Here is a 2,190-nt window from a genome sequence, read left to right as displayed (position 1 = left end):
GTTTGGCAAATATATATAAAATTACAATATATTATTTTATCTACGATGTGCCAAAAAATCTTAAAAAATTTTATCCCCTAGAAGATAAAAAATTAGCACTTAAAAAAATGAAAATAAGTTATAAAGTATTTAATAATTTAGATTTAAATTCGACTTCTGAGATTCCTAGTATAGCTAATGATGATTGGAAAAATGCTTTTAAAGATTTTTCTAATGCAAGTTATAATTGGATAAACAAAATCCAAAAGGCCTTAGATGAATGCAAATGAAAATAATACTAGTGTTCATAATGAAAACAATACCACTATTAACATTAAAGAAAGTATAAAAGAAGCCTTAAGAGAAGGGCAAGAAATTGTAGAAAGTGATATAGAGAATACGATAAATGTCTATATATAAAGAATGTGAAGTTTGTAAAACAAAAATCAATAAATTACAAAATATTTGGAATATATTCTCAGGCAAATTAGAAATAAAATGCAAAAATTGCAAAAGTAAATATGGAGTTTCTAGTAAAATTATAGATTGGGTGTATAGTATTTTTTGTGAAAACTTATTACTCTTTCCACCAATTGTATTTTTAAATTTCATATATTTAGGTAGATATTTTTCAAAATATGGATTATTTGAAATGATATGTTATTTATCAATAATCATTCTTTTTAGTAGAAAACTAATAAATATTGTTTTACTTCTTCTTTGTAAATTAAAAAGGCTAGAAAATGAGAGATAAAATTTTAAAAAGGGTATTAAAATTATGTTTTTTTACATTTTTTATTTACAACACCGCTTATGCTTTGTGTACTGATGAGTTGAACGATGAGGATTTAAAATTTATACAAAATACAAATTTAAATCAAGTTAATTTTAAATGTAATATAAACAATCAGACATACTATTACAACAATCTTACTCGAAAAGAATATTTACAAAACTTAGAAGAACTTAAGGCGATTTATTTTAATCTGAACAAAGAAGAATTAAAAACACTAAGCTATGTCATCTATCTTAATGAAGCACTTTTTTATCTAAAACTTGATTTGAATTTTTTAAAAAATTTTTTTTCTGTACAAAAAAACGATATTTCAAACCTTGAAAACTTAAGAAAATCTCATTATAAGCAAATAGAAAATATCCTAACATTGAATCAGAAAAAAGAATTACAAAACTTTTTTGTTTTAGCAGATCAAATTTTACATAAAAACGAAATTGCAAAAGATTATATTGATATTTCTTCCAATCTTATAGAACAGAGCAAACTAGAAAATAAAGAAATTTTAAAGTATATTGAAAATTCAAATAAAGATATCTTCTCTCTTAAAAATATCAATCAATTAATCTTTCTTTATAATACAAATTTACTTATAAATGAAGCTAAAAATTATCCACAAAGATTAGCTCTTGCTTATGATAAAAATGAAGCATTAAAACTTTTAGAAACACTTTTAAAAACAATGAATAAAATTTCAAATAAAGAAGATAAGCTCGTGCTTTTGCAAAATGCTTTAATTACTTACGATAAAGCAATATCAAGCTTAAATATTGATTTACCATTAAATGAACAAAAATATAAAAAAATAATCAAAAGAAAAGAATATATTATTTTAATGGGGCGGTTTTTTCAAAGCGATGCGTTTACTTATTTTAACACCAATCTAAAAAGAAAATTTGATTTTAAAGATGATTTTATTCAAATTTTTCCAAAAAGAACGAGTGAGATTTTAAAACTCATTGCAATTTACAATCAAACAAAAAAAACTTTAATGCTTACAAAAGAAGCTTTAAAATATAAGGAATAAATATGTCAGATAAAGATGACTTAATAATACCCGAAGAGATTAGACAAGCTTGGAATGAAATAGAACCTATTTTAGATTATGGAAATACTATTTTAGAAACTTTCAATTCTTGCGGATTAATTTGCAAAAAATTCCTATTACTGGCGATATTATCAATTTTATTTTGGTTTGGGATGAAGAAAAAAGCGTAAGCAAAGCTATAGCTAATTTAGGAATAGATAGAATGGCTGATTTAACAATTATCATCTCCACCATTATGGATTTAGGAATGACACTTGATAACATAAAAAATATTGAAAACTCTAGAGAAGAAGTAAAAAAATTTACTTTTAATTTAATTGACTCCTTTACAAGTAATAAAACTTACAAATCCACCGCCCGCTCTCTCTAT

The 2,190-nt window shown here is 23.4% G+C and carries 4 protein-coding genes; all 4 read left to right on the top strand.

The window, feature by feature from the left end:
- A partial coding sequence (locus L8X33_RS08510) for a hypothetical protein (RefSeq protein ID WP_263670482.1) occupies positions 1 to 269 on the top strand: 269 nt, incomplete at its 5' end.
- Entirely contained in the window at positions 256 to 399 is a 144-nt protein-coding gene (locus L8X33_RS08505) for a hypothetical protein (RefSeq protein WP_263666974.1), read from the top strand. The genes L8X33_RS08510 and L8X33_RS08505, both read left to right, overlap by 14 nt.
- 323 nt (positions 400 to 722) lie before the next feature.
- Positions 723 to 1,799 (top strand): hypothetical protein, encoded by a 1,077-nt coding sequence (locus L8X33_RS08500; protein ID WP_261545422.1) that lies wholly within the window; start codon positions 723 to 725, stop codon positions 1,797 to 1,799.
- A 2-nt stretch (positions 1,800 to 1,801) separates the two neighbouring features.
- Positions 1,802 to 1,990 (top strand): hypothetical protein, encoded by a 189-nt coding sequence (locus tag L8X33_RS08495; RefSeq protein WP_263666973.1) that lies wholly within the window; start codon positions 1,802 to 1,804, stop codon positions 1,988 to 1,990.
- Positions 1,991 to 2,190 lie beyond the last annotated feature (200 nt).

The sequence above is a fragment of the Campylobacter sp. CNRCH_2014_2849 genome, from assembly GCF_025772845.1.
In the GTDB taxonomy this organism is placed as follows: domain Bacteria; phylum Campylobacterota; class Campylobacteria; order Campylobacterales; family Campylobacteraceae; genus Campylobacter_D; species Campylobacter_D lari_D.
This window is presented reverse-complemented; position numbering and strand designations above follow the sequence as displayed.

Coding starts and splice junctions, on each gene's coding strand:
- L8X33_RS08505 (WP_263666974.1), top strand. CDS start 256: ATGAATGCAAATGAAAATAATACTAGTGTTCATAATGAAAACAATACC.
- L8X33_RS08500 (WP_261545422.1), top strand. CDS start 723: ATGAGAGATAAAATTTTAAAAAGGGTATTAAAATTATGTTTTTTTACA.
- L8X33_RS08495 (WP_263666973.1), top strand. CDS start 1,802: ATGTCAGATAAAGATGACTTAATAATACCCGAAGAGATTAGACAAGCT.